This is a genomic window from Vibrio sp. JZG10 (assembly GCF_054064075.1).
Genome location: NZ_JBSUGE010000006.1, coordinates 57,292 through 80,345 on the forward strand (window position 1 = coordinate 57,292; position 23,054 = coordinate 80,345).

The 23,054-nt window shown below is 46.6% G+C and carries 20 protein-coding genes; 10 read left to right on the top strand and 10 right to left on the bottom strand.

The window, feature by feature from the left end; genetic code table 11:
• The 5 genes from ACWYVB_RS09190 to ACWYVB_RS09210 all read right to left on the bottom strand — a co-directional run bounded on the left by ACWYVB_RS09190 (position 1) and on the right by ACWYVB_RS09210 (position 5,086).
• Complete coding sequence (locus ACWYVB_RS09190; RefSeq protein WP_301660291.1) at positions 1-1,215, bottom strand: ABC transporter permease; 1,215 nt, start codon at positions 1,213-1,215, stop codon at positions 1-3.
• Positions 1,212-2,483, bottom strand: a complete 1,272-nt coding sequence (locus ACWYVB_RS09195; protein ID WP_457528782.1) for a TolC family protein — start codon at positions 2,481-2,483, stop codon at positions 1,212-1,214. Before ACWYVB_RS09195 ends, ACWYVB_RS09190 begins: the two co-directional genes overlap by 4 nt.
• On the bottom strand, positions 2,476-3,609 hold the full coding sequence (locus ACWYVB_RS09200) for an efflux RND transporter periplasmic adaptor subunit (RefSeq protein ID WP_005376722.1): 1,134 nt from the start codon (positions 3,607-3,609) through the stop codon (positions 2,476-2,478). Before ACWYVB_RS09200 ends, ACWYVB_RS09195 begins: the two co-directional genes overlap by 8 nt.
• Before the next feature lie 227 nt (positions 3,610-3,836).
• The gene (locus ACWYVB_RS09205; protein WP_052708172.1) at positions 3,837-4,271 is read right to left on the bottom strand and encodes a hypothetical protein; all 435 of its coding nucleotides are present in this window, start codon (positions 4,269-4,271) and stop codon (positions 3,837-3,839) included.
• Positions 4,272-4,273: 2 nt separating this feature from the next.
• Positions 4,274-5,086 carry a TIGR02594 family protein gene (locus tag ACWYVB_RS09210; RefSeq protein ID WP_457528784.1) on the bottom strand — a complete coding sequence of 271 codons (813 nt, stop codon included), beginning with the start codon at positions 5,084-5,086 and terminating at the stop codon, positions 4,274-4,276.
• Between the two features lie 376 nt (positions 5,087-5,462).
• Here ACWYVB_RS09210 and ACWYVB_RS09215 point away from each other — a divergent pair, with 376 nt between their 5' ends.
• Positions 5,463-5,996: a hypothetical protein gene (locus ACWYVB_RS09215; protein ID WP_005397084.1), complete on the top strand. Its 534-nt coding sequence runs from the start codon at positions 5,463-5,465 to the stop codon at positions 5,994-5,996.
• A gap of 49 nt (positions 5,997-6,045) precedes the next feature.
• Here ACWYVB_RS09215 and ACWYVB_RS09220 read toward each other — a convergent pair whose 3' ends face one another.
• The 5 genes from ACWYVB_RS09220 to ACWYVB_RS09240 form a co-directional block, all read right to left on the bottom strand.
• On the bottom strand, positions 6,046-6,561 hold the full coding sequence (locus ACWYVB_RS09220) for a thioredoxin domain-containing protein (protein ID WP_193304704.1): 516 nt from the start codon (positions 6,559-6,561) through the stop codon (positions 6,046-6,048).
• Complete coding sequence (locus ACWYVB_RS09225) at positions 6,558-8,669, bottom strand: protein-disulfide reductase DsbD family protein (protein WP_457528786.1); 2,112 nt, start codon at positions 8,667-8,669, stop codon at positions 6,558-6,560. Before ACWYVB_RS09225 ends, ACWYVB_RS09220 begins: the two co-directional genes overlap by 4 nt.
• 66 nt (positions 8,670-8,735) lie before the next feature.
• Entirely contained in the window at positions 8,736-9,134 is a 399-nt protein-coding gene (locus tag ACWYVB_RS09230; RefSeq protein WP_269043885.1) for a hypothetical protein, read from the bottom strand.
• Positions 9,135-9,235: 101 nt separating this feature from the next.
• Positions 9,236-9,838, bottom strand: a complete 603-nt coding sequence (locus ACWYVB_RS09235) for a response regulator transcription factor (protein ID WP_047010025.1) — start codon at positions 9,836-9,838, stop codon at positions 9,236-9,238.
• A 25-nt stretch (positions 9,839-9,863) separates the two neighbouring features.
• The gene (locus tag ACWYVB_RS09240) at positions 9,864-11,690 is read right to left on the bottom strand and encodes a sensor histidine kinase (RefSeq protein ID WP_457528789.1); all 1,827 of its coding nucleotides are present in this window, start codon (positions 11,688-11,690) and stop codon (positions 9,864-9,866) included.
• 179 nt (positions 11,691-11,869) lie between these two features.
• Here ACWYVB_RS09240 and dsrO point away from each other — a divergent pair, with 179 nt between their 5' ends.
• The 9 genes from dsrO (at position 11,870) to ACWYVB_RS09285 (ending at position 23,020) form a co-directional block, all read left to right on the top strand.
• Entirely contained in the window at positions 11,870-12,637 is a 768-nt protein-coding gene (dsrO, locus tag ACWYVB_RS09245) for a sulfate reduction electron transfer complex DsrMKJOP subunit DsrO (protein WP_457528791.1), read from the top strand.
• Positions 12,634-13,764, top strand: coding sequence for an NrfD/PsrC family molybdoenzyme membrane anchor subunit (nrfD, locus tag ACWYVB_RS09250; protein WP_457528792.1), 1,131 nt, complete (start codon positions 12,634-12,636; stop codon positions 13,762-13,764). Before dsrO ends, nrfD begins: the two co-directional genes overlap by 4 nt.
• Before the next feature lie 17 nt (positions 13,765-13,781).
• Positions 13,782-16,874, top strand: a complete 3,093-nt coding sequence (locus ACWYVB_RS09255; protein WP_457528794.1) for a molybdopterin-dependent oxidoreductase — start codon at positions 13,782-13,784, stop codon at positions 16,872-16,874.
• A gap of 221 nt (positions 16,875-17,095) precedes the next feature.
• Positions 17,096-17,659 (top strand): c-type cytochrome, encoded by a 564-nt coding sequence (locus ACWYVB_RS09260; protein ID WP_373417135.1) that lies wholly within the window; start codon positions 17,096-17,098, stop codon positions 17,657-17,659.
• 8 nt (positions 17,660-17,667) lie between these two features.
• A complete protein-coding gene (locus ACWYVB_RS09265) occupies positions 17,668-18,720 on the top strand; it encodes a c-type cytochrome (RefSeq protein WP_104975001.1) in 1,053 nt (350 codons plus the stop codon).
• Positions 18,721-19,025: 305 nt separating this feature from the next.
• Complete coding sequence (locus ACWYVB_RS09270; protein WP_457528795.1) at positions 19,026-20,357, top strand: PqiA/YebS family transporter subunit; 1,332 nt, start codon at positions 19,026-19,028, stop codon at positions 20,355-20,357.
• The gene (pqiB, locus tag ACWYVB_RS09275) at positions 20,350-21,996 is read left to right on the top strand and encodes an intermembrane transport protein PqiB (protein ID WP_457528797.1); all 1,647 of its coding nucleotides are present in this window, start codon (positions 20,350-20,352) and stop codon (positions 21,994-21,996) included. Before ACWYVB_RS09270 ends, pqiB begins: the two co-directional genes overlap by 8 nt.
• Positions 21,996-22,574 (top strand): PqiC family protein, encoded by a 579-nt coding sequence (locus ACWYVB_RS09280; RefSeq protein WP_457528799.1) that lies wholly within the window; start codon positions 21,996-21,998, stop codon positions 22,572-22,574. Before pqiB ends, ACWYVB_RS09280 begins: the two co-directional genes overlap by 1 nt.
• 206 nt (positions 22,575-22,780) lie before the next feature.
• Positions 22,781-23,020, top strand: a complete 240-nt coding sequence (locus ACWYVB_RS09285; protein ID WP_005397103.1) for a hypothetical protein — start codon at positions 22,781-22,783, stop codon at positions 23,018-23,020.
• The last annotated feature ends 34 nt before the right edge of the window (positions 23,021-23,054 follow it).

The window sequence follows — 23,054 nt, forward strand, 5'->3', positions numbered from 1 at the left end:
CTACGCCCTCGCACTCAAAGCAATGACTGGCGTGAGACGCGATGCTCGCCTTGCTGGGAAATACGACGCCATCAATGCCAAGATAAGCGTCACAAGTAAAGACCAAGCAATGGAATCTGGCGTGATCACAGGCAAACCCATCCATTCCGGTAATGCCATGCTGCTTAGGACAGACACCACGGCATACGAAAACATCAGACCTAATGCCGTGCCCACAGCTACCAAAATAAGCCCTTCAAGAATAAACTGACTGAGTATGGATTTTTGAGTCGCCCCGGTCGCCAAACGCACACCGATTTCACGCGTGCGCTCCGTGACGGATAAAAACATGATGTTGGCAACGCCAAGCGCACCGACCGCCATTGTCATCGCGCCGCTCGCTCCGAGAAAAATCTGAATGCCACGCAAAATTCCACTGATGACCGCCGCACCTTCACTAAAGTCGGGTAATTCGACCGCGTCTTTATCACTTGGGTCAAAATGAAGCTGCTTGGCGAAAAAGTTCACGATATTTTGTCGAAACGACGGTGCATCCATCCCGTCTCTCGGCTTCATCAATACCATCCAAGGTTTCGCATCCCACAAATCGCGGTACGTTGTTTGAGGAATGAAAACAGTGCGGCTATCGCCAAATGAAATGCCAGTGTTCTCACCGACGGTGACACCAATCACCAAAAACGGAATGCCGTTGACTTTGAGCCTATCCCCGATTTGAATTCCGCCCATTTGCGCAATTTGATCGCCTAACACTGCCACGCGAGTGTGGTTGTTCATATCACTTGGTGACAGGTTTCTCGAACCGGATTGCAGCTTGCGTTGCATTAAAGGAAAGTAAGACGTATCAATACCGCTGACCGTACTCGATAAGTTCTGTCCTTTGAGGTTGGTGATATTCGCATCCCATTTGGCGTAGACGCTCGACGCCTGTTGCACGAAGCCTGACTGTTTGATCATGTCGACTTTTTCTTGTGGAATATCAATTTGTCGTCTTGAAGGTAACCCTTGCCACGGTTTGCTGGTACTCGACGGAAACACCACTTGCACATTGTTGATCATAAATGAAAACGACTGGGTCTGATGGCGATAAAAGCCTTCGCCAAGTGCGATTAACACCACCACAGAGATCACGCCCCAAGCAATCGCGATAATGGCTAGCACGCTCTTCATGCGATGCGCCATCAACGTTTGCCAAGTTTGTTGCAATAGACTGCTCATGAATGAAAAGCTCGAGAGATCAACGCCATGGTATCGTCATCGAGTTTCCCTGCGGTTTGCAGTAAGCCGATTCTCTTACGCCAGTAGCTGTACAAGTTGGTTTGCAGACTGTTTTTCGCCTCAAACAAGCTGTTGTGTGCGCTGATAACTTCCGACACTTCAAGCAGGCCAGCGTCGTAAAGTTTCTCTTTGCTTTGCAACACTCTGGCGCGCGACTCAACCAGCTCGTTCGCTATCAAAACTTGATTCCAGTTGATATCGACCTGCGTAAACTGCTGAATAACTCGTTTCTGAATATCAATTTCCACTCTACGCATATCTTGCTTGGCGCTTAAAATGTTCAACGATGCTTCGTCCACTTTCGCTCGCACTGCACCATTGAGGTCAATCGGCAAACTCAAACTAATCCCAGCGTTAAACTCGCCGTTTGAACGACTATCACTATCGCTGTAGCCCACACTGCCTTTGACGGTTGGGTAGTATCCACCTTTAGCTGAATCTTTCGCGAACTCGCTCGCTTTCACCATTTGCGCCGCCACCAACAGCTCTGGACTACTGTCTTTCGCCAGCTTTAGCCATTGCTCCTGAGAGTCCACCAGCATCGGTGGCTGAATTAAAGAATCCGTTCGAATTTGGTCGACACTCTCCGGCATTTGATTGATTAACACCGCAAGCTCTGCTTTTTTCACTTCGAGATCGGCTTTTGCATTGAGGATACTTGCTTGCTCGGAGACTTGATTCGCTCGCATCTCTTCAACATCAACCGACTTCACTTTGCCTGCTCGATAGCGTTTCTCAATGATGTTGAGAAGTTCCTTCCCCTCCTCCAGCTTGGACTGCGCCAATTTGAGGTCGCCCTGTGCGCTTGCCACATCTAGGTAAGCGGTGAGCAGCTTCTGCGCAAGCTCGTTATGCGATTGAGATAGCTCTAACTGTGCTTTGAGATAATTGGCATTCGCTTGATCCAGTTCCGACCACAAACTGCTATCCCAAATAGTTTGAGATAAGGTAGCGCCGTAACTGTTCGAATGGCTTGAGGACTCATTCCAATCCACTGACGCACTGGCACTTAAACCCGGTAATAACGCACTGCGGCTACTCTGTACGCCAACCTCGCCAAGCTGGACGCCGATTTTCGCTTTTTCGTAATTAGGATCGTTCTGCTTTGCTTGTTGCCAAGCTTGTTCAATAGAAATTGCGTAGGTCGGCAAACTGAGTGTGGCAGCCAACAATGCAAAGGCGATTTTTGATCGTTGCAGTTTAACCATGCGCCGCTCCCATCATGCTGTTGTCGATAACCTCTTCATCAAGCTCCACGCCGTCAAGCACTTCGACATTGATGCCATCTGACAGACCGAGTTTCACCGGTTGTTTATGAAACCCTTGTTCTGAGCTATCGGGGATCAGAACATTCGGTGCGTCACCATCAAATTGCAGAGCGCGCTCCGGTAGAGTGAGCACGTTTTCAGACTTCTTCAGAATGATTTGAGCCGTCGATGAAAAACCAGAACGAAGCAACACATCTTGTGGGATCTTGAGTTCTCCCACTTCAACCTCAAAACCGTTATCAAAACTTTTTGCAGAAGCATTGCCCTCTGGTGAGTTGAGGTTCTCAGATTGAATCGCCACTTTGGTTAGCACACCAGAAATCGCCACATCAGGATAAGGCGCCACCGTCAACATAACGGGCATTCCCGGAGACAACTGCGCAGCATCATGCTCACTGACGCTACCTTTAAAAATCAGACTGTTCATGTCGGCCAATGACATCATTTCAGTCGCGGCTTGGCTTGATTGAGTCGAGATGATCGGCTCTCCGACCTCAACTTTCTGGTTGAGTACCGTGCCATCAATTGGCGCGTAGATCGTCGACGTTAAACGTGCATCACCGATAGACGCCTCACCACTGCGGATGAGTTCGAGATTCTGGCGCTTTTGCAATACGTCCGCTTGCGCAGATTTGACTGCCGAGCGCGCACTTACGTATTCGTCGTAGTTACTTGGAATAATGTCCTGCTTGACCAAGCTTTCTAGGTTAGACAGTTTTTGTTTGGCGGATTCCAGATCGGCTTCGCTACGCATGAGTTCTGCCGATGCATCCGTTAATGCTTGGGGGGTTGGGTTTGGACGCACTTTGATCAGCGGCTGGCCTTGCTTCACCTTTTCACCAACTTTCGCGTAAATTTCACCGACAATACCGTCGATTTGTGACTTGATAGACACAGAATGTGCAGGGACAATTTTACCAACAGCCACCGCTTGTTTTTCAATCGTGCCTTTTTCCACAATCAATGTAGGCAGCAATTCTGGTTGAGCAGCAGATTGGAGATAGAAATACGTTCCACCGCCGAGCAGCGCAATGCTCACAGCGGAGACAAGCCAACGTTTCGTCATTATTTATTCCAACAATTATTGGGTAGTCTAATGACTACTCCTAAAACACAAAGTTGAAGGAATAATATCCTGCTTTAATAGCGGTTTGGTTGTCACAGTTGGTATGGTTTTGTCAGTCGCCTCTGACAATCAAAGACTAAAAAACCTCGACGAATCATTCAGCAAAGACGCTGTCTACGATGGCGACTAACAAGCTCTGTAACCGCTCGTTTCAACCGCTATCCATTTCATTCTGAACAATGTGCAAAATGGCGCTGCTCTGTATCCAAGTGAGCAGCTGTTTCTTGAGCGTTTAATATATTCTCTTGATTAGCCCCAAACTCAGCCCCTGTTCCAGGCCAATAATATGTATCTTTATCACGACATAGTGTGAGAATGACAGGATCATTGTGTATATTGGGCTCATCTCCTAGCTCGCCATACATACTGAAAGTAATCTCAGACCCAACGTCTCCACGAAGTTTCTGAATCACTTCTGCTTGAACTTTAAAGAGAACATCTTCCTCGTGTTCAGCAAACTTTTCAAAACCTGTAATTTTCACCACTGCAGAATAGGGCGTTTGAACTATCGCATCTTTGAGTACCTCATTCTGAGAGTACACTCCCTGTGAAGCACAAGCTGATAAGCTTACACAGCCTAGCAAACTTATAAATTTCTTCATATTTAACTTTCCGTTCCTGCTAAGGCAGAGCCTTTTGTATATACAGGTAAAGTACCTTTTGTTTCATCGTAGTTACTCGGTACTACGAACTTGTCCCAGACATCAATAGAGTACTTTGCTATGTTGACTTGGTTGCTTTGGTTTCCTCCTAACATGTACAAATGCCTACCATCAGGGCTCTTTCCCACGACAAAAGCAACATGCCCACCACCTTTTCTCGATTTAATCCCTAGAGCTCCATGTATAGGTTCTGAGATGTTTTTACCAAAACCCTTCCACTCCTTTGCTCGATAAGCTTCTTTTACTGGAGTGATTCCGTGTTGTTTAAAAACCCAAGCGGCAAACGAACCACACCAAGCATTTTGATCTCCAGAGTCATCAGTGCCCCAGAACTTAGATGCTGTAAAATACTCTAAAATCCTTGGATTGGCCTTAGTGCCTGAAACTTCTTTTTGTCCAATTTCTCCCAACGCTGTTTTCATCCAAGGTACTTTGGTTACTAGTTTTTGAGCATCATGAGGATCATTTTTCACTGAGCTATAGGTTGGTAATCCATTGAGCTTACGATGAGTTCTACCATTTACATCAATCCGACCATCTGGCTTTACCATATAAAGCAGCTTACGCTGACACACTTTTATTGCCTCTACTGTTTTCGATAAATGAGGGCTCCGCCCTAACGAGCCATCAACAACCAACAGTCGGGTAAACCCTATTCTCTTTTGGTTATCATTTAAAAATTGTTGAACTGCTTTAACATCATTTTTAGAGTTAGTGCCATTTATACCAACAGAACCACGGATTTTTAGTCCCATTCTCATTACCTTTATAGCTAATCATATACTTAAGAAAGTACGCCTTAGCGTGGCAACAATAAAGATGAAATATTTTTTATACGATTAGCCATACGAGGGAAATTAGGTGTTGAAAATATAGATTACAAATAAACTCAGCTCATATCACTAAAAACACCTATCTAGCATCTTTTGGTAACGCTTCAAAGCAGAACAGCCGGATGTTTTTAAACTACACGTATTAGTAGACGATAAACTGTATATGAAAGAACACTTAAATTAACATAACAAACCTATCGCTTATTATTTTCCATTTAAATAATGGTTCTTATTTTTAATATCATTCTATAATTAAAGTGCTCAAATTCTCATGTTGTATTAACTTGAGGTTTAATTTATGAAACTAACTCCTTATTTAACTGCTGTTGTTTCGGTCAGCTGCGCTTTTGGCGCAATCGCAGCCGATGATTCAAAAGCACTTTTAGAAGATGCACTGAGTGCAGCACCACCGACTATTCGTGATAAAGTAACTGTGATGGACTGGAACAATAACGTTCTTCAAGAAGGTTCTAGCCAATACACTTGCTTCCCAACGCCTCCTCAATTGGAAGGCATTGCTCCAATGTGTATGGATGGTCCTTGGATGGAATGGGCAGACGCTTGGATGAACAAAAAACCTTTCCAAGCCAAAGCATTAGGCATTTCTTACATGTTAGCGGGTGATGGCGGTGCCAGTAACACCGACCCATTTGCAGAAGGGATGACGGACGATAATCAATGGATTGTGGAAGGACCACACTTGATGATTATTACCCCAGACCAAGCGTTGCTGGACTCTCTACCAACCGATCCAAGTTATGGTGGCCCATACGTGATGTGGAAAGGCACGCCATACGCACACATTATGATTCCCGTTGGAGCGAGAAAATAAAAAGAAAAAATCCGATATTCAGTATTTTGAATATCGGATTTTTATTTCGTTATCGAGCCAACCAAATTCTCGCCAATATTCCTATCGGCGTTGTGATGCCTGTCGTAATAGAGGTCACTTCACCATTTCTTAAAATATAAATGGTTGGAGTCACGCTAATTTTCCATTCACGCATAATATCGCTTGAAGGATCGTTTATGTTTTCAAAACGATATTCTTTTGCCTGCATAAACTGCGCCACACGCTCATTCGGCCCCGATGAGCCAGAAACGCCAACTACGGCATAGTCATCACTCAGCCAGCTCACGCTTGGGCTTACAAATTTACAAGCGGGACACCAAGTCGCCCAAAAATAAATAACGACAGGTTGTTCATGACTTTGCGCGATTGCATCGAAGTATTCACCATCGCTCAATACTGAGCTCAATGGTGGTGCCTCTTGTTTAGGAATATCTTTGGTGCGATACCAATCCATCGCGATAGAAATAACGGTGACAATGAGCACCATCTGTACGATTTGAATGAGCCAATATCGGAATGTTCTACGCTGCTTTGTCGAACTCATTGAATAGTTCCCCCACTCGCTTGTTTCACCGCGCTTAAAACAACATCATCAGTCAAAATCACAGGTAACGGGATACCTTGTGGCGCCGCCGGGCCATAGACGATGTTAAACGGCACGCCGTAACGCCCATGAGCTCGTAAAAAGTCCGTTACCGAGCCGTCCGGATGTGTCCAATCCCCTTTTAGCGTCGCCACATTAGGGCTTTGCAGCAATGAGTAGACAGGATCTTGCCAGATCACGCCGATCTTGTTCGCTTTACACGTGACACACCAATCCGCAGTCACATCAACAAACACCACTCGCCCATTATTGACGTGCTCTTCAATCGCTGAATTAGAAAGCTTCTGCCACGCTAAGTCCTCAGGAAGCGGTGTCGCCCATTGGTCGGCAGTGACACTACCAAGTAACAGGCCACCAGCTATCAACACTAACGATGCGGTCCCCGATACAGCAAGTGCTTTCTCACCATACACTTTCTTAACTCTTGCCATCATTACTACAAAAGCAACCACAGCGATGAGTGCAATCCATAACATCGGTACATGATTTGCCATTAATGAAAGTAGCCAAACGCTGGTTGCCAACATCATTATGCCAAACACGATCTTAACGACATTCATCCATGGACCAGGCTTTGGTAGTTTCAGCGCGATACTTGGAAACACAGCGACTAAGATCCAAGGCAGTGCCATACCCAATGCTAATGCTGTAAAGGTTGCAAATAACGTTAATACGTCCGCGCCCAAGGCAAAAGCAACGGCAGTGCCTAAAAACGGTGCGGAACAAGGTGTCGCAAGCAAAGTGGCGAACATACCTTGAACGTAGTGACCCACTAGAGAGTTATCACCTTTCGATGCGAGCCATGTATTAGTACCCGATGACAGACGGATTTCAAATAACCCCAACATATTGGCGCCGAACAAAGCAGTGACTAGTACCATCAATCCTAGGAACCAAGGGCTTTGGAACTGTACGCCCCAACCGATCGCGTTACCCGTAAGCTTCAACACCAAAATGAATCCAGCTATCAGCCAGAACGAAGTGAGAATCCCCAGAGAAGAAGCGATAAACTGGGTACGAATTTGACGGCGCTCTACACCATGCGCAGCCACAATACTGCTGAGCTTCATCCCCAATACAGGCAGCACACATGGCATAATGTTCAAAATCAAACCGCCTAACAATGCAAATAAGAAAATACTCGCTAAAGAGGTAGTTGGCAGTGACGATGTAACCGCTCCTGCTTGTGCTTGTGTTACCTCTTCGACCAGCAAGTTATCATCTTTGATAGAAACATATAACGATTGTTCATTAAGCTCTACCTCACCCAGCCAGGTATCAACCGAGTAATTTGCTGTGACGATATCACCTTCTTGCTGAAGTCCATCCAACTTGAAGCTGTAGTCACGAATCGCATCACCAACACCATCCACCAACACTTGAGGATTTTGCCAACCTTGCGTGTTCTTTAGTTTGATTTGTAATTTGGATTGAGTCGCATCCCAGTTTGTTTGCATGACCTCAACAAAAGGCGAAGATTGAGGAACATTACTCACCGCTTGGGCGTAACTGAACATCACGTCTTCGTCCACTTTCAGCTCAGAAGGTAAGAACGTCAATTGAATTTGGTAGTCCGTCAGCACACAAATCGTCGTACAGGAAGAAAGCGTGAGCACTGCATCAATCGTGACGGGTTTCGACATATCGTCGATATGCAGCGTCATTGGGAACAAAGTGTCGCCTTTGTAACCGAGAGTCTCAATGCCCAATAACTCGAACTTTTGCGGATATGGCCATTGCCAATCAACCTTGCTCAGGTTTTGCGAGTTTTGCCAATCTATCGATGGCGCGACACCACCCTCGCCCGGCGATCGCCAATAAGTTTTCCAGTCTCCGGTTAACTTGACATCCAAATAACCTGTAAGTGTTTTGGCTTGCGGATCTTGTTGACCCGTTAGTACAAAGCGCGTTTGCACTGGAGGATGTTGCGGGTTGGTCATCCAACCGGTATCGGTAGTTTGTGCTGAAATATTCAGAGAGAACAAACTCAACGCCAGCGTCATAAAGAACATAGACGCGAACTGAGTCAGTTTGGTAGTTTGATTCATAGTAATTCCTAATAATAAAAACAAAATGTGTTAAATCGCTGACGTTATTGGTCAGAAAACACGTTTTTATTCTTGGAATACACAGAAAGTCAGATGGACTCGATACTTACGACCTATCGGCTCCGTCCAATGTTGTGCGCGAATATAAGCGCAGCACATCCAAATAGCCGACGCCAAAAGACCGACAAACAGAACAACAATAAATGCATCGAGTTGATGTTGAGAAAATTGAATTAACTTTTCAGACAATTCGCATTTGCTGGTTTCTTTAGCATCAATCGACTTGACGCTCGAACCCTCATCAGTAAGTGAAACAGCAGGCGATATCGTCTCGTACTTCATAGAGCATGACGATGCAAAGCCTGAATTTTGCATCAGACACACGACAACCACCCAGCCAATAATCGCTAGTAGCCATTTCACCCGTTTATGTGGCGTGTGATGTCGTTTAGTCAATAAACTCATAAGAATTCAGATAAAGTAGGAACGAAGAAGATAATACGCGAGTCGTCATAAAGCTCAAGTTGTATCCACAAATAACATTAAGAAGCTTCACTCACTAAGCTCTAATCTAGCTTGCCATAAATATATGCCAACTCTGCGACGGTTTTCGCTGAGAACTTTTTCAATAGGTTGGCGCGGTGTACTTCAACCGTTCGCATTGCAATGCAAAGCTCATCAGCAATTCGAATGTTCCGCTTGCCTGCAATGATCAAACGTAAAATGTCTTTTTCTCGGGGAGTGAGCGATTCATACGCCGATTTTGCCGCCGCCATATCAAGGTTTGCAGCCGACTGCACTTGCCCCTGCAAAATGGCTTGTGCCAACTCATCTCCTTTGACTGGCTTTTGGAAAAAATTGACCGCGCCAGCTTGTAATGCATCGACCGCCATCGGGACATCACCATGTCCGGTCAGGTAAATAACGGCCAAGGGACTGTTGGCTTGATTTAAAATTTGATGGACTTGCTGACCACGAAGATTTGGCATTCGACTATCAAGAATGATACACCCCGCTTGCTGAACGTCCACCTCATCGAGGAAAGACTGCCCATCAGCAAAAGTGGTGACGTTGAAGTCATGTTCTTCCAACATAAAAGCGAGCGAGTCACGCACCGATTCATCATCGTCGACTACAAAAACAGGTAACTGCTTTTCACCGCTGCTCATTGAATGCTCCTATGCCTAGTTCAGATTAGTTTTGATACGGAAACACGAGCTCAACCAAACAGCCATGTGGCGCTGTCGAGCTGATGAGAAACTCGCCACCATGCATTTCCATTACATCACGACAAATGGCTAACCCCAGCCCGAGCCCCTCTTCTTTGCTACTCACAAACGCTTGAGTTGGATTCTCTTGCTGCAACCCTGTGCCGTTGTCCAATACTCGAATGGAAAGTTGATTGACTTGGTAGTCACTATGCAGGGCAATTTTACCTTGATAACCTGACGAGTGATATTTCTCTTGGAACAAAGTACACGCATCAATCGCGTTACTGATCACATTAACTAAAACCTGTTGAACGCCCACAGCGTCGACAAGTACCGGACAGACGTTCCCTTCTATACTGGTCACAATCGAAATATTTTGCTTCTGCATTCGAAAATGGAGCAATTCAATCGTGTCATCAATAAGAACTTGAAGATCGCACGGCGCTTTGTCGACACTACGCTTGCGGATCAACGTTTTTAAGCGCTGAATAATTGCATCGGCTCGTTCAACTTGCTCCTGTATTTTCTCAAGCACTGGGACAATATCTTCATGAGGGCGTTTTTTGGCCAAGCGAAGTAAACCGCCTTCACTGTAATTGCGAATGGCCGCCAATGGCTGATTGAGCTCATGGGCAAGACTGGTGCCGATTTCACCGACAATCGCGACTCTTTGTGAATGCTCTAACTGTTCACTTTTCTCTTTTAAACGTAACGATGTCTGCTCCAACGCTTGCTTGCTCTTGCTAAATCGATACTCAAGCCAAAAGTGGTAAGCGTTCAATACAATCACAAAAATGAACAGCGCCCACGCCCATTCCTGATGACTACGCAGCCAACGCAATGCTTCTTGCCACCAAGGCTGCTGCAACGGATGGAGGTCTAGCGCCTGATAAAGTTTGTCGATGCTCAGCAAGCTGACGGGTGACGTCCAACCTGACGCGCCTGCCGCAATAATCGCAGGGTGATCTGGCGGCATAGCAAGCAAGACTTGCGCAATCTGTTTGGCGAGCTGAGCTGAGCCACGCTCTGTTTTGGCAAATGACCAGTTTGGATAAAGCGGTGTGGAAACCGCGCATAACGAGCGCTCGTTCGGCTGTTGATTTAAAACTCGGTAATTACCCGGTTGTAAAAGCCCTTCACTTAACATCTGTTCCAATAAACAAGCAGGGACGACGGCCGCTTCCACATTGCCATCACGTAATTGGTACAGGTTGGCATCAATAGGAAAACCAAGATAGCGGACATCGGAAAAGAAATCGTTTGGATTAAGCCCCATTTTGACTATTTGATAGCGCAACGTTAAGTAACCACCAAAGGCTTTTTCTGATACAGCCGCAACAGGAAGCCCTGAGACATCTTGCAATGTTTGATAGCTTGAATTGGCTCGAACCACCAGCGCCGAACCAATGCCGTAGTTCGAATTTTGCGGCGCTCGGCTGGTTAGCGTTGCCATCCACGATAGCGCGTATTGCCTACCCAATCGCACTGCCTGACCTGGGTTAGTTAAGATGAAATCCATCGTCTGAAACTTCACCGCTTCGCCCATTTCATCCAAGTTAAGGGGATGAAGAACAAAATGCACATCAGAAATTTGCTGATTGAGCCAATCAATGGTCGGTTGCCATCTCTGCTCAGCATAAAGGTGACCACGTATCGCTAACACGCCCACTTCGACTTTCTGCTTAGCCTCTGGCTGCACTGCGTTTTGCTCTTGCAGATCTGCTTGTTCAGAAACAGCGCCCTGAGCTAAAGATGCAAAGGCAACCAAGCAAAGAATCCAAAACTGAAGCAACCGTGGCGTTTTATTCATGATGAGTCGAATCGTTCCGTCAAGAGAGTGCGACAAGAATAACAGCTACCTTCCCTAAACCACATTTGTTTTAGATCAAGTTTGATCTGGGTATGTGGAAATCCACAATATAAGCCTCGCGGTGCATTTCTCACAATGGAATCAGTCAATTCAAATACAACAAAAAAAGCAGGTGAGTTATGGATTCCACCAAACGTCGCTTTCTCAGCGCGGTCACAGCCGGAGCCGCGTTAATACCAGTCGCGGGCATTGGCACGGCAACCGCGGGAAACATTATTCGCAATAACCAGTCCGCCGACCGAAAAGGACAAGTGGGGAAACGTTATGCCATGGTGGTGGATTTGCGAAAATGCGTCGGCTGCCAGGCTTGCACCGTGGGTTGCAGCATTGAAAACCAAGCACCTATCGGTCAGTTCCGAACCACAGTAAAGCAGTACGAAGTCACGCTGGATGACGGTTCGAAAGCCACGCGAGAAGCGAAAGCCTTTATGCTGCCTCGCCTTTGTAACCACTGCGAAAACCCACCCTGTGTGGCTGTCTGTCCGGTTCAAGCGACCTTTCAGCGCGAAGATGGCATCGTCATGGTGGATAACAGTCGCTGTGTCGCCTGCGCGTATTGCGTACAAGCTTGCCCTTACGATGCTCGTTTTATCAATGAGGACACCCTCACTGCAGACAAGTGCACCTTCTGTGCTCACCGGCTAGAACAAGGCCTATTACCTGCCTGCGTGGAGACCTGTGTTGGCGGTGCGCGTGTGATTGGTGATTTAAACGACCCAACAAGCGAGATTCGCCGCTTAATCAAAGAACATCAGGACGACATCAAAGTGCTGAAACCCAATGAAGGTACCAATCCACACGTGTTTTATATCGGCATGGATGAACGCTTTACCAGCCATATCGACGGGCAGCCAGCTATTTACGACCCACAAGGAGAGCGAGCATGAACATCACCGAAGTGTTAGTCCAACCTCAAGCGATGGCTTGGCTCCCGTGGGCGGTACAGTATTTCTTCTACATCGGTTCGGCTTATGCGGCTGCTATTTTATTCCTAATCGCCCTATTATTTGAAAAACACACCAGCCACAGACTGCGCGCTGCGCTTGTGCTGACGCTGGCCATCGGCGCCATCGTGGGGCCATTAGCGTTAACTGGTGATTTACACCAACCGGGACGCGCATGGCATTTTTACGCGCACATCACACCGTGGTCATGGATGTCTTTAGGATCTCTTTTCTTGCCTGTTTTCTCAGGTTTAGCGGTAGTGACTGCATGGCTGTATCTCCGCCAGGATCTGATCAACTTACGTGATCAGCCTGGGAAAGTACTGCCTCTAATTTCAAAGCTGTCACTGGGTGACTGGGCGCTATCTCGTAGAGCCATGCTTATGGTGTCTGCCATCACTGTGCTATCAGGCATCACCATTGCAGTCTATACAGGCGCTGAAATTGCGGTCGTTAAATCGCGCTCTTTATGGCACCAACCCGCGTCGCCGGTTCTTTGGTTTGTCACTGCATTTATGGGCGCGGTCGGGTTTTCTCTACTGATTTGGTTACTGCTGCCTAGCCAATCGAAGATACTGACATCTGGCGATACCCATTTACTAAAAAAATCGGTCGTCATCAGCGGTGTATTGACGCTGATACTGCTGCCAGTTTGGGCATCCAACAATTCCGCATTTTCACTCTACTCCAGTGAGCAATGGATACAAAACATCGCTCTGCTCACTTTGGTTATTTTGGGCAGCATTACCTTCGCGTTTATGACGATGAGAGACACCAAATCGTCAACAACGTCTCGTATACATCGTGTCATGGGCTCGTTGTGCCTGTCGTTGATCACGTTGGCAAGCGCATGGCTGATCCGCTGGTTCACCATCATGGAAGTGCAAACCATCGCTAAATTCGATGCTGGGCTTTATCCATACCAACTCACTGTGGATGGAAATGGTTGGATAGCCATTATCGGGATGCTCGGATTGTGGCTTGCATTGGCATTACTGGCTTCAGAGTTAATCCAGCCAAAGCAAAACTCCGAAGTGACACCAACATCACTCACCTTAACTGAACGCTAATCAAAGAGGATTTCATCATGGATAACAAACGCCGTCAGTTTTTGAAATCAGGCATTGCAGTGGGTGGGCTTGGCGCATTCGCTGCGGGTTACGCCACCACAACCAAACATATGGTCGAGGGTGCGCTCGAAGGCACCGCAGGAGAAAAAACGCGTGATATTCACAACGGTAATTCTCTTGAACCAGAGTACACGGTCAACAACAAAGGCAACCTGATCCCTAATCCAAACCAGCGCGTCGCTCCATCGATGTGCTTTGGTTGTTGGTCACTGTGCGGGTTGCGTGTGCGCATTGATAACCGTAACGACGAGATTTTGCGCATCACTGGCAACCCATATCACCCGCTGTCTCATCAGCAACACATTCCGTTTGAAACGCCAGTCAAAGATGCTTATTTGAGTTTGGCAGGAGAAGCGGGCCTTGACGGCCGTTCGACCGCCTGTGCGAGAGGAAACGGGATGCTAGAAATTCGCAACAGCCCGTACCGCATTACTCAGCCGCTGAAACGAGTTGGCAAACGCGGCGAAGGAAAATGGATTCCGATCAGCTACGAGCAATTGATAGAAGAAGTCGTTGAAGGTGGTGATTTATTTGGTGAAGGCCATGTTGATGGCTTACGCGATATTCGCGATTTAACAACGCCCGTTGATCCTGAAAACCCAGAATATGGACCGAAAGCCAACCAATTGTTAATGACCAACGCTGGTAACGAAGGCCGAGACGACATATTCAAACGCTTCGCGTTCAACAGCTATGGTACGCGTAACTTTGGGCATCACGGTTCGTACTGCGGCTACGCATTTCGTGCTGGCAGCGGTGCATTTATGAATGATTTGGATAAATTTGCCCATTTAAAACCAGACTTCGATAATGCCGAATACATCATCTTTATTGGTATGTCACCTGCTCAAGCGGGTAACCCTTTTAAGCGTCAGGCGCGCCAACTCGCCAATGCGCGAACAGAAGGCAGCTTGGAATACACCATCATCACACCAAGTTTGCCGGCGGGTTCATCGAGCTTGGCAGCAGGTGACAATAACCGCTGGATACCAATCAAACCGGGCACCGACTCTGCCCTCGTGCTTGGCATGATCCAATGGATCATCGAAAACCAACGCTACAACAAAACCTTCTTGGCGCAGCCGGGGGCGAATGCGATGAAACGTGCAGGCACAGCGCACTGGTGTAATGCTACGCATCTCGTGATAAGCGATGAGCAGCACCCGAGAAACGGCACGTTTTTACGCGCGTCGGATTTGAATCTGCCATTCGAAGGCGAAGCGTTGTCTGACTCCGATCCGTACGTCATCGTGGATGATCAAAGCGGCGAATTTGGTGTTCATACCCAGACAGGGGAAGCGGCACTGTTTGTCGATAAAACGGTTTCGCTTGCATCAGGCGAAGTGCGAGTAAAATCTTCCCTGCAAAGACTCAAAGAAGAGGCGTTTAAATACAGCCTTGAGTTCTACAGCCAACAATGTGAGATTCCTGTCGAACAAATTGTTGAACTAGCAAAGCGCTTCACCAGTTACGGAACAAAAGCGGTAGTCGATACCCACGGTGGCAACATGCACACCAATGGGTTCTATAACTCGTTTACCATCATGATGCTCAATGCGTTGATTGGAAACATCAACATGAAAGGCGGAGCGATGGCCAAAGCGGGTGGCTACCCAACTTCCGCTGCGGGTCCTCGTTACGACTTCACCAAATTTGCTGGCAAAGTCGGCCCGAAAGGCGTCTTTCTGTCGCGCAGTAAATTCCCCTACCACAAAACCAGCGAATACAAACATCGCGTTGAGGCAGGTGAATCCCCTTACCCAACTCGCGCCCCTTGGTATCCGTTTGCCGCGCCACTGCTGACAGAGCACCTATCTGCGGCTATTGATGGGTATCCATACCGCGTTAAAGCGTGGATCAACCATATGGCGAACCCAATGTATGGTGTACCCGGTTTAAAAACGCTGCTGGAAGACAAGCTTAAAGATCCAAAGCAGCTCGGTTTGATTGTGTCTGTTGATGCATTCATTAACGAAACCACCGCGTTGTCGGATTACATTGTGCCGGACACCGTGACTTACGAAAGCTGGGGCATGGCAACGCCTTGGCACGATGTTCCAGTGAAAACCGTCACCGCTCGTTGGCCGATAGTGGAAGCGCGAACAGAAAAAACCGCCGACGGTCGCTCGATTTGCTTAGAGAACTTTCTGATTGATGTCGCTAAAAAAATGCAACTGGGCGGTTTCGGTGACAACGCGATTCAAGATGCACAAGGAAATTGGCACGCTCTCCATCGCGCCGAAGATTTCTACTTACGCTCTGCGGCAAACTTGGCTTATGTGAAAGGCGGCGTGCCTGAAGTTTCGGCAGAAGACATTGCGTGGTCCGGCCTAGAGCGTTTAATGCCAGCCATGCAGAAGACGCTGACAGTAGATGAGATGAAACGTGTGGCGTTTATTTTTGCTCGCGGTGGACGCTTTGAAAATGCCAGCGAAGCGTATCAAGGTCAGCAGATGAAGCATAAATGGACACGACCAGTTGCGATATGGAATGAACGTGTCGGCAGCGCAAGAAACACCATGACCGGTGATTTCTACACCGGTTGCCCAACATGGCATCCACAAAAGCTGGCCGATGGCACACCAATGGAAGAACAGTTCCCAAGCTCAGAATGGCCATTCAGCCTGACGAACTTTAAATCCAACATTCACAGTGCGGTATCCAACCTATCGCCAAGGTTGAACTCGATCAAAGGCGTAAACCCTGTGTACATCCATCCAACCGATGCCGAGCGCGCAGGCATTAAAACGGGTGATGAGTTTGTTATCGAAACTCCATCTGCAAGCACCAAAGCACTTGCGATGATAGTCAGCGGGATTCGCCCTGGCACACTCGGGTTTGAACATGGGTTTGGCCATACCGAGCTAGGGCAACGCTCACACTGGATCGGTGATAAACAGCAACCCGTAAAAACGCGCAGCCAAGATGGCGTCAACATTAACGACATTGGCTTAATTGACCCAACCCGAGAAGGCAAAGGCGTGTTGTTGGATTGGGTGGTAGGAGCAGCGGCTCGCCAATCATTACCCGCCAAAATACGCAAGGCGTAACGCTGCAAGTTAAAATGCCTCTACCTTATAAGAGCTGCCATTTAGCAGCTCTTCACATCCTCTAAATATGTGGAAATCCACAATACCTTTCCTTATTGACAAGGCCGACAATATCGTCCCAGTGACTACCAAGTAGCACTTAGACATATTAATAAGAATTAAAGTGAGTCAGCATGTCAAAGATTCTTCCAGTGGTGACAGCCTATTTGCTAGCCACCACTATGGGCGCAAGCGCCTCGTCTATTCCGGAAAAAGCCAGCGTGTGTAGTGGTTGTCACGGCCAAGATGGTATGGGACAGCCAAATATCGCTCCGATGATCGCTGGTTTAAACGCGAATTATCTCAACACTCAAATCGAACTATTCCTTAGTGGTGAACGCCAAAACGTAGTCATGCAAGGCATGGCGAAAGAGCTTAGCGATCCTGCCGTTCGTAAAGAAGTCATGGATTACTTTGCTAACCTCCCGAGCTACGAGTTCACTAACCCAGAGCAACGCGGCGACCAAGCCGACATTCGTAACCCGTATCGTAAATTAATCTTCCAAGGTGATTGGGATAGAAACATTCCAGCTTGCGCGACTTGTCATGGAGCCAGCGGAATGGGCGTCGACAAATTCCCTCGCCTCGCAAGCCAACATGCTGATTACTTAAAAACGCAATTAATGGCATGGAAAAACGGCACTCGCAGTGGTGACCCGCTCAATATGATGAGTACTATCGCGAAAAATCTCACTGACGAAGAGATTGAAAACCTTTCCTACTACTTTGCCTCATTACGTTACTAGGAGCAGACATGAAACGTTTATATTCTTTGTTCGCATTGCCTCTCATCTCTGCTGCTACTTTGGCCAACGAGCCACTGCCGGATCGTCAAACTGAACTGCCCGCGGTGAAAAAAGAGAATCACGGTGAATATTTGCAGCCTCGCGATCTCAGCACTATTCCAAATACCGAATTTGGTGAGCAAGTAAAACGTGGTTATTCCCTATTTGTTAACTCGCAACAAATGCGCGGAAAATACGTTGGCAACGAACAAAACTGTGTGAATTGCCATATGGAAGCAGGACGAAAAGCCAACGCTGCACCTCTATGGGCGGCATACATGGCCTACCCTGCTTATCGCAAGAAAAACGATCGCGTAAACAGCTATGCTGACCGTATCCAGGGTTGTTTCGAATATTCCATGAACGGTAAAGCTCCCGCTTACGATTCGCCAGAAATTGTTGCCCTTAGTGCTTACGCCTACTGGTTGGCGATGGGCGGCTTGCTCGACAAACATGGTATGACGGATGAACCAATTCCGGAGCTAGACGCAAAAGCGTTGCAAGTTGGTGGAAAAGCAAAAGACTTCCCGCTGCCAGAAGCCATCGCGCAAGCATTACCAATTGAAGAACGAGGTAATCTCTCTGGACGTGGCTACCCAAAAATCGCCGCACCGAAGCAAGAACCATCACCAGAGCGAGGGGCTTTAGTCTACGAAAAGAACTGCGAAACTTGCCATCGCGCCGACGGCTCGGGTATCAAAGGCACCGACGGCCATTCATACATTCCTCCGCTTTGGGGCGAATTTGCGTATAACTGGGGCGCAGGTATGCACCGGATTAACACCGCGGCCTATTTTATTTATGAGAACATGCCGCTTGGGAAAAGTGTCCAGTTAAGCAAACAAGAAGCGTGGGATGTCGCGGCATACGTCAATAGCCACGAGCGTCCACAAGATCCTCGATTTAAAGGCAACGTGGGCGCAAACGCAGAGAGATATCACCAACATCAAGGCTATTACGGAAAAACAATTAGTGGAAAGCAAGTCGGATCGAATGCTTTCAAGAGCGGAACCATCGAGTAAAAAACAACCGTTCATCTTAAATACCAGTGCTCCCACCTCCCTGCTCAGGTTCTCTGAGCAGGGGTGTTTTACTCTCCTGAAGCAATTCACTTACCCTCTCCAAACCAGCAACGTTAAGTGGTTTTCGGCTTCCAACATACCAATCTTCGCAGTAAAATAATGCGCCAAACGCGACTTTGTTTATATCTTAGAGCTTCCATATACTATGGTGCCAAAAGTAAGAAACTCGTAAACTCCTGAATCAAAACAAGCGTGTCTAATTAAAAAAGAGTATTCTTAGGACAAATGAATCCAAAACCTACCCGATGAGTATTCAACCTAATTCCCGTCAGTTAATTTCATGCGAAGAGTGCGGCCTTGTTGTTCGTATTCCCGATATCGATCAAGGGCAAAAAGCTCAATGTCCTCGATGCGCGCATTCTCTGACAAAAGTGAATGCTAAGCCCTATCAAAGCGTGATCGCCATTTCATCGGCATGTTTGATCATGTTGGTGTTAAGCATTTCTTTCCCTTTTATGTCGTTCAGTGTGCAAGGGCTATCGCAAGAAATCACCTTATTGCATGCAGCCAAAATGCTGGCTGAATTTCAAAATGTACTTTTAGGTGTGTTGCTTCTCGCAACGGTCGTCGTATTGCCTGCTATCTATGTCGGTCTCATTCTCTTTCTTCATCTCGAAGCATTAAAAGCGCGTAAACATACGCCATCCAAAAAACAGCAACGAATGGCGAAAGTTTTATGTCGCCTTCTGTTTCGAGTCGAACCCTGGCTGATGGCCGATGTATTCTTGATTGGCGTATTAGTCAGCTTAATTAAAATCGCTTCTCTGGCAGACATTGGAATGGGGACTTCATTCTGGGCGTTCTGCGTTTATACCGTACTGGTAGTCAAATGTATTTCTATGGTTGACAAAAGCTGGCTCTGGGGACACTTCATTCCAGCCATCGTGCTGCCCGATGTAAATGAGGGCGATACGCACCATAACCACAACCATATTGGTTGCCATACATGTCACCAACTCAACCCAATTGAAGCGAAAAAACACCAATACTGCATTCGTTGTAAAAGCCCTATTCATAAATACAACCCAGCAGATAATTTACAAAAAGCTTGGGCGCTTTTGTTTGCGTCAGTCATTTTCTATATACCCGCGAACCTTTATCCAATGATGTATACCGTAAGCCTTGGACATTCAGAAGGCTCGACTATCATGGAAGGGGTAATACTGCTTTGGCATTTAGGTTCTTACCCTATTGCGATGGTAATTTTCTTTGCTAGCGTATTCATTCCAATGGCGAAAATGCTGGCACTCGCGTGGCTGTATTACAATGCGCAAAAAGCGCGATATCTTCCTCCTGAAGAAAGTATTTCACGCTTAAAGATATACCGCTTAACTGAGTTTATTGGTCGTTGGTCCATGATCGATATCTTTGTCGTTGCCATCTTAGTTGCACTGGTTCAGTTGCAAAACTTAATGGCGATTTATCCAGGCCCTGCTGCGCTCTCTTTCGCGGCAGTGGTCATTTTCACTATGCTTTCTGCAATGATATTTGACTCACGTTTGTTGTGGCAGTTGCCACAAAACGAAGTGCAGGAGCCGATTTCTGACAACTTAAACGAGAAAGCCAAATATGAGTGATGAGAACAACGTAACCGCTCAAATAAAACCGCAAAAGCAGATTTCTGCGATCTGGATTGTACCGATCCTTGCGCTAGCCATGGGAGCGTGGATGCTGTTCCATTACATCAACAGTACAGGCCCACAAATTACTCTCCAACTGCCAACCGCAGATGGGATTGAGGTTGGTAAAACCGAGATCCGAGCATTGAATGTTAAAGTCGGTCTGATTACCGAAGTCACTCTCAGTGAAAACTACGATCACATCATCGCTAAGGCGCAGATGAACAAAGATGCTGAACGCATGCTGCGTGACGATACCATGTTCTGGGTGGTTAAGCCTCGTATTGGCCGTGATGGCGTTTCAGGTTTAGAGACCTTGCTATCTGGCGCTTATATACAACTTCAGCCGGGTAAATCTAAAGTAGAAAAGGAGCACTTTACGGTATTAGATGTGCCACCGGTCGCTTCTCCTGATGCAGAAGGCCTACGTCTTGTATTAACACACCGCGAAGCTGGCAAACTAGGTGTTGGTGACCCGGTTATTTATAAAGGCTTTACCGTTGGTCGTGTAGAGAAAACCAGCTTTGATGTTGATACTCGCAAGGCGCTGTATCAACTCTTTATTTTCAAACCTTATGACAGTTTAGTGCGCACTCGTACTAAGTTTTGGCTGAATTCTGGTGTTGATTTACAGCTCAATGCCGAAGGGTTTGAAGTTAAGTTTGGCTCGCTAGAGAGCATGCTAACGGGTGGCGTTACCTTCGATACTGTTCCAGGTCTTGAGTCCGGTGAACCACTCACAGAAGACATGGTTAACTTCCGCTTATACGATGATATTAAGCAGCTGAGAGAAGGCATGTACGATGACTACATTGAGTTCGTCATGTTATTTGATGAATCGGTACGTGGCTTAAAAGCGAATGCGCCTGTTGAGTACCGCGGTCTTCGTATTGGTACCGTAACGAGAGTACCGATGCGTTTACCAACACCAGAAGAAAACTTCTCTGCGAAAAAAATTCCTGTTTTGGTGCGCGTTGAGCTCGGTCGAGTGTACGGAGATTTAGAATCCCAATCTTTATCTATGTTCAAAGAGAAGTTGAAGGAAGAGTTTGCTCGCGGTCTCCGTGGCACCTTAAAGACTGGTAACTTGTTAACTGGCGCGCTTTATATTGATGCAGACTTTTACCCTAATGATGATCAGTACGTTCCAAGTGAATTTGAAGGTTTAGATGTTTTCCCAACCATGCGTGGTGGTTTTGCCCAAGTTCAGCGCCAAGTTAATGACTTCCTAAATAAGATTAATAGCTTACCAATGGAAGAAACGCTTAACTCTCTCAATTCAACGTTAAAAACGTCGGAAAAGACGTTGGCGTCAGCAGAACGTGTCGCGGACAGTATTGGTAAACTTTTAAATCAAAAAGAGACGCAAGAGATCCCAACAGATATTCGCCAAAGCTTGCAGCAGTTGCAAAAAACACTCGATGGTTATGGACCAAACTCAACCATGTACAATGAAATGGAAGCCACGCTCAAAGAACTAGAAAGCGTGATGACAGAGTTTAAACCCGTACTTAAACAGCTAAACGAAAAGCCAAACTCTCTCGTGTTTGGAGAAGATGAAATCAGTGACCCAATCCCAGTTAAAGGCCAAAACTAATGAAACGAGTATTCTTTTTGTCTATCGCGCTATTTGTCGGTCTAACGGGTTGCAGTAGCACTCCAGAAACTAAAGGGGCTTTGTACCTTCTACCTAAGGCGGAACCAGTAACTCTGAGCTCTTCTGATATCTCACAGCGCCCTACTTTAGTTGTTCGTCCAGTAAAACTGGCAAGTTATTTAAACGATAGTGGTATCGTTTACCGAACCTCTGAGACTCAAGTTATCCAGGCAAGAAACAATCAATGGGCGCATAGTATTTCCGAGCAAATCACTCAGAGAGTCGTCACAGAACTACGCCACAAACAGACTCATTACTGGCCGACTGAAATGAACAACCTGTTGGATCAAAATGGTGAAGCCAAACTACAGCTTACGTTAAATAAATTTAATGGTAGCTACAAAGGAAATATCGAAATTGAGGGGGAATGGTTACTCATTAATGCTGAAGGTAAGGTAGAAAAGAGTGCACCAATACAAATCTCTCAGCCTCTACAGGACGAAGGCTATGGAGCACTTGTCGACGCACTGTCCGTCGGGTTGGAAGAACTGACTTCGGAGATTGCCAAAAAAATCTAAGATCGATGTTAATTACAGGGAAGCAAGTTGCTTCCCTTTTTTGTGCTGCGAGAAGTTTTCCGATCGAAATAGATGTAGATAATCAAGCGAGACAAATTGATCTTAGTCAGACTGCAATCCGTTCTTTGGTGCTACTCTACGGCAAAATATAAAGCCCCATCCTATGACCTTATGTAAGGTCTTGTTGATAAGGTTCTTGAGTAGCAATGTCGATTAACATTTCCGATTTAACCACCGCCCTAAATAAGGTGGAGCATATTCATAAAGTTCAGCTTGAAAATGTGCATCAGTTCTTTAAAGCAAACGAAGCTTTCTCGGTAAAAACGTTCAGCCAACTTATATCTAGTGACTCACTTGATGAGCGATTTAAAACCATCGACAAGGCCTTCTCTTTGCTTGGTGATGTGAAAACCTACCTTTTAGAAGCGTCCTACTTAGTTAAGTAAAAATAAAAAAGCCCCTGTAACTTAATTACCGGGG

Excerpts from the sequence above, each read along its gene's own strand:
- ACWYVB_RS09190 (WP_301660291.1), bottom strand. The coding sequence starts at position 1,215 with ATGAGCAGTCTATTGCAACAAACTTGGCAAACGTTGATGGCGCATCGC.
- ACWYVB_RS09195 (WP_457528782.1), bottom strand. The coding sequence starts at position 2,483 with ATGGTTAAACTGCAACGATCAAAAATCGCCTTTGCATTGTTGGCTGCC.
- ACWYVB_RS09200 (WP_005376722.1), bottom strand. The coding sequence starts at position 3,609 with ATGACGAAACGTTGGCTTGTCTCCGCTGTGAGCATTGCGCTGCTCGGC.
- ACWYVB_RS09205 (WP_052708172.1), bottom strand. The coding sequence starts at position 4,271 with ATGAAGAAATTTATAAGTTTGCTAGGCTGTGTAAGCTTATCAGCTTGT.
- ACWYVB_RS09210 (WP_457528784.1), bottom strand. The coding sequence starts at position 5,086 with ATGGGACTAAAAATCCGTGGTTCTGTTGGTATAAATGGCACTAACTCT.
- ACWYVB_RS09215 (WP_005397084.1), top strand. The coding sequence starts at position 5,463 with ATGAAACTAACTCCTTATTTAACTGCTGTTGTTTCGGTCAGCTGCGCT.
- ACWYVB_RS09220 (WP_193304704.1), bottom strand. The coding sequence starts at position 6,561 with ATGAGTTCGACAAAGCAGCGTAGAACATTCCGATATTGGCTCATTCAA.
- ACWYVB_RS09225 (WP_457528786.1), bottom strand. The coding sequence starts at position 8,669 with ATGAATCAAACTACCAAACTGACTCAGTTCGCGTCTATGTTCTTTATG.
- ACWYVB_RS09230 (WP_269043885.1), bottom strand. The coding sequence starts at position 9,134 with ATGAGTTTATTGACTAAACGACATCACACGCCACATAAACGGGTGAAA.
- ACWYVB_RS09235 (WP_047010025.1), bottom strand. The coding sequence starts at position 9,838 with ATGAGCAGCGGTGAAAAGCAGTTACCTGTTTTTGTAGTCGACGATGAT.
- ACWYVB_RS09240 (WP_457528789.1), bottom strand. The coding sequence starts at position 11,690 with ATGAATAAAACGCCACGGTTGCTTCAGTTTTGGATTCTTTGCTTGGTT.
- dsrO (WP_457528791.1), top strand. The coding sequence starts at position 11,870 with ATGGATTCCACCAAACGTCGCTTTCTCAGCGCGGTCACAGCCGGAGCC.
- nrfD (WP_457528792.1), top strand. The coding sequence starts at position 12,634 with ATGAACATCACCGAAGTGTTAGTCCAACCTCAAGCGATGGCTTGGCTC.
- ACWYVB_RS09255 (WP_457528794.1), top strand. The coding sequence starts at position 13,782 with ATGGATAACAAACGCCGTCAGTTTTTGAAATCAGGCATTGCAGTGGGT.
- ACWYVB_RS09260 (WP_373417135.1), top strand. The coding sequence starts at position 17,096 with ATGGGCGCAAGCGCCTCGTCTATTCCGGAAAAAGCCAGCGTGTGTAGT.
- ACWYVB_RS09265 (WP_104975001.1), top strand. The coding sequence starts at position 17,668 with ATGAAACGTTTATATTCTTTGTTCGCATTGCCTCTCATCTCTGCTGCT.
- ACWYVB_RS09270 (WP_457528795.1), top strand. The coding sequence starts at position 19,026 with ATGAGTATTCAACCTAATTCCCGTCAGTTAATTTCATGCGAAGAGTGC.
- pqiB (WP_457528797.1), top strand. The coding sequence starts at position 20,350 with ATGAGTGATGAGAACAACGTAACCGCTCAAATAAAACCGCAAAAGCAG.
- ACWYVB_RS09280 (WP_457528799.1), top strand. The coding sequence starts at position 21,996 with ATGAAACGAGTATTCTTTTTGTCTATCGCGCTATTTGTCGGTCTAACG.
- ACWYVB_RS09285 (WP_005397103.1), top strand. The coding sequence starts at position 22,781 with ATGTCGATTAACATTTCCGATTTAACCACCGCCCTAAATAAGGTGGAG.